This window comes from Corynebacterium sp. MSK012, assembly GCF_030232435.1.
GTDB lineage: Bacteria > Actinomycetota > Actinomycetes > Mycobacteriales > Mycobacteriaceae > Corynebacterium > Corynebacterium jeikeium_D.
In genome coordinates this window covers 1-5,452 of record NZ_JASPJU010000021.1, presented here as the reverse complement: position 1 = coordinate 5,452, position 5,452 = coordinate 1, and the positions used below count along the sequence as shown (strand labels likewise).

Below are 5,452 nucleotides of genomic sequence, written 5' to 3'. Positions count from 1 at the left end.
CTATTCTTTGGTGATTTGTGGTGTGTGGTCTGGGGTTATGGTGGCATGCGGACACACTTTTCTTTACTTAACCCTCTAGCACGGCACGTCCACCGCAGCGATGCGGTGGGGTTGGATCGTGAGGCTCTCCCCGGTGGATTCGAGCACCGCGGAGATGGTGGAGGGGGTCATCATCACGATGGAGATCCAGTCATGGCTGGTGGCACCCGCATAGTCCACGTAGTGCAGGCGCACCTGTGTGCCCGCGGTATAGGCGCGGCGCAGCTCGGACATGATCTCCCGCGGCGAGCGGAAGGTCCGGGTGTCCGAGGCCTTCGTGCCGTCCGCCGGGTCCACGGCGATGGCCTGGTCGTGGGCGCGGCGAAAACCCTCCACGGCGCCGTCGATCTCCGAGGCGATCTCGGTGGAGTCCCCAGTGATGTCCATGATGTTGCGCTGGGGAGTATCCACGCGAGACGGGACACGAGCCGAGTGGGGTTCGGTGGCGGAGCCCTGCTGGAATGCCCTGGTGGCGTCGTCAATCAAATACCGCAGGGACTGGGGAACGGACGAGAGACCGCCGGGGGACATGCGATCCAGGAAGGCCTCGATGTCCTTCCATGGGGCGTCATAGCGCTTCGGCCCGATCAGGCTGAATACGTCGCCTTCGCGGCCGTCCTCGCGCACCAGGGTGGCGGTGAGCCCCAGACGGCGGCGAGACTGCAGGTCGGAGGTCATGCGGAACACCGGGGCAGGCAGCAGGTGAACCTCGTCGTAAATGATTAAGCCCCAGTCGCGGGAGTCGAACAGCTCCAGCGCCCGGTATTCGCCCTTCGACTTGCGCGTGACCACTTGGTAGGTGGCGATGGTCACGGGGCGGATCTCCTTCTTCTCTCCGGAGTATTCGCCGATTTCATCCTCCGTCAGGGAGGTGCGGCGCACTAGCTCGTCCTTCCACTGCCTGCCCGCGACGGTGTTCGTCACCAGGATCAGGGTGGTGGCCTTTGCCTTGGCCATCGAGGCCGCGCCGACCATCGTCTTGCCCGCACCACATGGCAGCACTACCACGCCCGAGCCGCCTTCCCAGAAGCTATCGGCCGCCATCTCCTGGTAGTCGCGCAGCTGCCATTCTTCGTGTTCCTGCGACAGCTCGATGGGGTGTGCCTCGCCGTCGACGTATCCCGCCAGGTCCTCTGCGGGCCAGCCGACCTTCAGCAGTTCCTGCTTGAGCCTGCCGCGCTCGGAAGGGTGCACAACGATCGAGTCCTCGTCGATCTCTGCGCCCAACATGGGCTTGATCTTTTTGTGACGCCGGATCTCCGTCAGCACAGCCCTGTCCGTCGTCTCTAGCACGAGCCCGTGCGCTGGGTGCTTGATGAGCTTCAGCCGCCCGTAGCGATCCATCGTGTCGGCAATGTCGATGAGCAGCGGCTGCGGGGCGGGGAACCGCGAGTAGGTTTCCAGCACGTCCATGATCTGCTCCGCGTCGTGCCCTGCCGCGCGGGCGTTCCACAGCGCCAGCGGGGTGATGCGGTAGGTGTGCACGTGCTCCGGCGCGCGCTCCAGCTCCGCGAACGGTGCCAGCGCGGTGCGCGCCTCCTGCGCCTGTTCGTGGTCGATTTCCAGCAGCACGGTCTTATCCGACTGCACAATGAGCGGTCCGTTTCCAATGCCCACGCTGTGTGTCACTTCCTTTTTGTTTATCGACGCCACCGCGACGGTGTTGCTCAAGCCAAAGACATCATTTTACGCTGCAGTGGTGCGAACTCGTGCTCCACTATGCTGAGACCCATGATTGCTCAGACGGGAAATCTGCGCCAATGGCAGTATTTCGTGGCTTTAGCGGAGACCGGTAGTTTTACAGCGGCGGCAGCGCGACTGGGAGTGAGTCAGCCGCCTGTCTCCAATGCCATTAAGCGCTTAGAAGCTGGTGTAGGTACACCGCTATTTATCCGAGGGGCGGGGGAAGTGAAACTAACCGAGGCAGGGTTGACCTTGCTTCCATATGCCCGGGTGATTAATCGCGATCTTCAGACTATGCATTCGATGATTGACGGTATCCGAAGTGGTGCGCAAAGCGGGTTTCGTTTGGCCATCAGTAGTGCGCTTCCAAGCGAGATAGGATCGCGTATTGCAGCAAAGGCACAGCAGCATGATGGAGTAGTTTTGTCGTCACTGCCTTCTGTTGAGATTCTTGCCCGTGTTGAAGAAGGCGCTATTCATGCGGGGCTTGTTCAAGCTCCGGTTCCCTTGGGTACTCACCGCAGTGCGAGGCAGTTTTCTCTGTCACGTGATCTAGTGGTGCCGCCGGGGTATTCAAGGTTGGATAAGACCTTGTCTCAATTGAATCTGCTGGTGGAGAACCTGAATGACAATTCAAGTGCAGCCAGTGGTTTGGCGAGAGAGCTATTTCGGTCGGGTGTGTCTTGCGAAATTAATGATTCAGAGGATGCTCTAGGTAGGGGCTTATTGATTGGAAGAGGGGAGGGGATGTCTTTGGTATTTCGCGGTTTTCACCAGTTTGACAATGCTATTGAGCTTCCTTCCCGTTTCGATTTTTCCGTGGATGTAGTGGTTCGCCGAGGTGGGATGGACAATGGCGCCGAGGCCATGGCGGTCGCCGAAAGAATTTGTCGAAGGATTAACCAATGACTGCACGGATGGAGATGGCCCTGGAAAACGTGTTGACGCGGTCGGGGTGTGAGGGATGGTGGTGTGCATCGCGACTGCACGATGGGGTGACTATCGGACGCAAACAAGACGAGAAAATTACGGTGGCATCCTTATATAAAATCCGGCTCCTCCACCTCACTTTGGAAGCGATTCAACGAGGTGATCTGGATCCTCGTCTTCGTGTTGACGTTGCACCGTCCAAAGGAACTTACGAAGGGTATGGGTTCGCTGCCTTTGATGACGCAGTGAACGTGAGTCTCCGAGACTTAATGAAACAAGTCGCATCGGTGTCAGATAACGTGGCCGCCCACGAGATTTTGCGTCTACTGCCTGCGTGGGCTCGAGAAGCATTTCTTAAACGGTTTCCACCTCATTATGACTTGCAAGATCGGAATAGCTTAGTGACGGCGGAGAAACAATTGCGTCAATATGTTCAATCCCAAGGGGGGAGTAGTACAGATATAGCGTTTTCTGCAGTCTCTTCGTTGGCGGAAATAACTAATGACTTGGAACAGGTTTGGAAAGACGATAGTGCAGCGGTACGTCGATCTATGTGTGAACTCTTGGGGTTGCAGGTGTGGCGTCACCGTGTTCCTTCAGGCTTTCCTCCAAGCGGCGTTGATATCTATGGAAAAACGGGCACTGTAGGACTTCTCCATGGTGAAGCTTCGATTATCCAGGTTGAGGGCGAGGAGCCCATTGTGGTGTCCATCATGCTGAAACAGGTGGTGCCAGAACAAGCAATGAGTACTCACGATGGTGCTATTGGCGAAGTGGCTAGACTGCTCGTGGACGCTCTTCGTTAGAATTTCTGCCACTTGAATACACACTTCTACCATCGCCTATATGTGAATGAAATGAGACAATTGCATTATGTGATATTGGTGGCATCCAATGCGTCTCACTTAACGTCACTCCCATGATGACTAAGCACAATCGTTTCCGTCAGTCGGTGATTGCACTCTGTTCGCTCTCCGCAGTGATGTTGAGCAGCTGTTCAGCTCTACCGTGGGAATCAGACTCAGACGTATTTCTCAAAGCTTTCAACGCGGGAGATGACAGCAAGGCTGCACGGTATCTGGATCATCCAGACCCGGAGCGCGCCCTTCATGAATTTCGGCAGTCACTTCATGGTGTGAAGGTCAACATCGAAAAATCTGATATTTCCAATGGAAAGCAGAATACTCATGTGACTTGGTCCAAAGATGGTGTGGAGTTGGAGAGCAATGGTCGGCTCGTCCTTAGTGGACAGGATGGTAAGCCTCAATGGTTGCCTTCGATCTTCGAAGCTCAGTTGAGCGATGATTCCGCACTCTTTTTTGCTGAAGATAAACAGTACGATCTTCCAATTAAAGATCGCTTGGGCAATGAATATATGACCTGGACGAAAGTTATTCAGGTACGAGGTCGCAAAGATATAGCCTCTAGAGCGCAGGAATTGGCCCAGATTTTTGCACCAGTGTCTCCCACAACGACTAAGGAGTGGATCGAGCAGACCTTGGGAGAGTCTCAGGATGAAGACACCGTGCTCCTCACTTTGAGGCAGGAAGAATTCCGGAAGATACAAGAGCAACTTAGGACCTTTGAGGGAATTTCCACTGTGGAGCAGGGGCGTCTCTTAAGCGTGTCCAAAACTCTTAACTCTCCGCTGGATGCTGAATTGAACAAATATTGGGAGTCAGTGCTCGATGCTAATTCAGGATGGTCGATACGCGCTGAGAGTTCACAAGGTATGACGACGGTAGCCTCTGAGCCGCCTCGCCGAGTTCAGCCAATCGCAACCACTCTGGATAACACACTGCAAAGCGCAGCAAAACAAGCAGTGGACAGTGAGCAACGTGCCGCAGTTCTAGTCGTGCTCAATCCTAGAACAGGAGGTGTCCTTGCCGTTGCACAAAATGACAAGGCAAATAACCAAGGGCCAATCGCACTCACCGGGCTATTCCCACCGGGATCGACGTTCAAAACTGTGACCACAGCGGCGGCACTAGAGGCAGGGGCAGTCAGCATGGATGAGGAACTACCTTGTCCTAGCAATATCACCGTCGCTGGACGCACGATTCCCAACGATCATGACTTCGATCTAGGTAGCGTTCGACTGGAAGAAGCTTTCGCCCAATCATGTAACACAACCCAAGCGGTCATTTCGGATCGTTTGGGAGAAGATGATCTGCAACGGACTGCTTTAGAACTCGGAATTGGCTCCGACTTCGACGTACCAGGGATGACCACACTTACTGGTTCGGTGCCGCGGACACCGGCTGGACCTCCTCGTGTGGAGGCTTCTATTGGACAGGGCGAGGTTCTAGCTAGTCCATTTGGGATTGCGCTCATGCAATCGACTGTCGCTAACGGCGGCTTGCTTGTTCCTCCACAGCTCATTCAAGGCGAACAGACAGTAGTGAATAAACAGGCAGACCAGCATGTCAGCGATACAACTATTCAAAGCCTCCGGACGATGATGAAATCAACAATTGACCACGGTTCAGCTAGGTCGTTGAGTGATCTTAGTGCACTTGGCGGAAAGACTGGTACAGCAGAAATTGATGGCAAGCTTTCCAATGGCTGGTTCGCTGGAACGACAGGGGAATTGGCGATTGCGTCCCTTGTAATCGAAGGAGATTCTTCTCAGCCAGCTGTGGAAATGGCCGGGCGTTTCCTTCGCTCGCCGGATGTTCAGAAATTCTCTGGAATTCAATAAACTTGCGTCATAACCTCTAGCACGGGTTAAGTAAAGAAAAGTGTGTCTTTTCCGGGCGTGTTGCGGTTATTTGATCCAGCCTTTTTGGATGCCGAGGTT

At 54.9% G+C, this 5,452-nt stretch carries 4 protein-coding genes; 3 read left to right on the top strand and 1 reads right to left on the bottom strand.

Going from position 1 to position 5,452, the window contains the following annotated elements; all coding sequences use genetic code 11:
- Positions 1 to 75: 75 nt before the first annotated feature.
- A complete protein-coding gene (locus tag QP977_RS10930) occupies positions 76 to 1,656 on the bottom strand; it encodes a helicase-associated domain-containing protein (RefSeq protein ID WP_016421371.1) in 1,581 nt (526 codons plus the stop codon).
- A 114-nt stretch (positions 1,657 to 1,770) separates the two neighbouring features.
- Here QP977_RS10930 and QP977_RS10925 point away from each other — a divergent pair, with 114 nt between their 5' ends.
- The 3 genes from QP977_RS10925 (at position 1,771) to pbp2m (ending at position 5,353) form a co-directional block, all read left to right on the top strand.
- Positions 1,771 to 2,631: a LysR family transcriptional regulator gene (locus QP977_RS10925; RefSeq protein WP_012360809.1), complete on the top strand. Its 861-nt coding sequence runs from the start codon at positions 1,771 to 1,773 to the stop codon at positions 2,629 to 2,631.
- On the top strand, positions 2,628 to 3,458 hold the full coding sequence (locus tag QP977_RS10920) for a serine hydrolase (protein ID WP_012360808.1): 831 nt from the start codon (positions 2,628 to 2,630) through the stop codon (positions 3,456 to 3,458). Before QP977_RS10925 ends, QP977_RS10920 begins: the two co-directional genes overlap by 4 nt.
- 113 nt (positions 3,459 to 3,571) lie before the next feature.
- Complete coding sequence (gene pbp2m, locus QP977_RS10915) at positions 3,572 to 5,353, top strand: penicillin-binding protein PBP2M (RefSeq protein ID WP_049172619.1); 1,782 nt, start codon at positions 3,572 to 3,574, stop codon at positions 5,351 to 5,353.
- Positions 5,354 to 5,452: the final 99 nt, after the last annotated feature.

Bases quoted from the DNA above. Each gene is read 5' to 3' on its own strand.
- pbp2m (WP_049172619.1), top strand. From the start codon at position 3,572: ATGATGACTAAGCACAATCGTTTCCGTCAGTCGGTGATTGCACTCTGT.
- QP977_RS10920 (WP_012360808.1), top strand. From the start codon at position 2,628: ATGACTGCACGGATGGAGATGGCCCTGGAAAACGTGTTGACGCGGTCG.
- QP977_RS10925 (WP_012360809.1), top strand. From the start codon at position 1,771: ATGATTGCTCAGACGGGAAATCTGCGCCAATGGCAGTATTTCGTGGCT.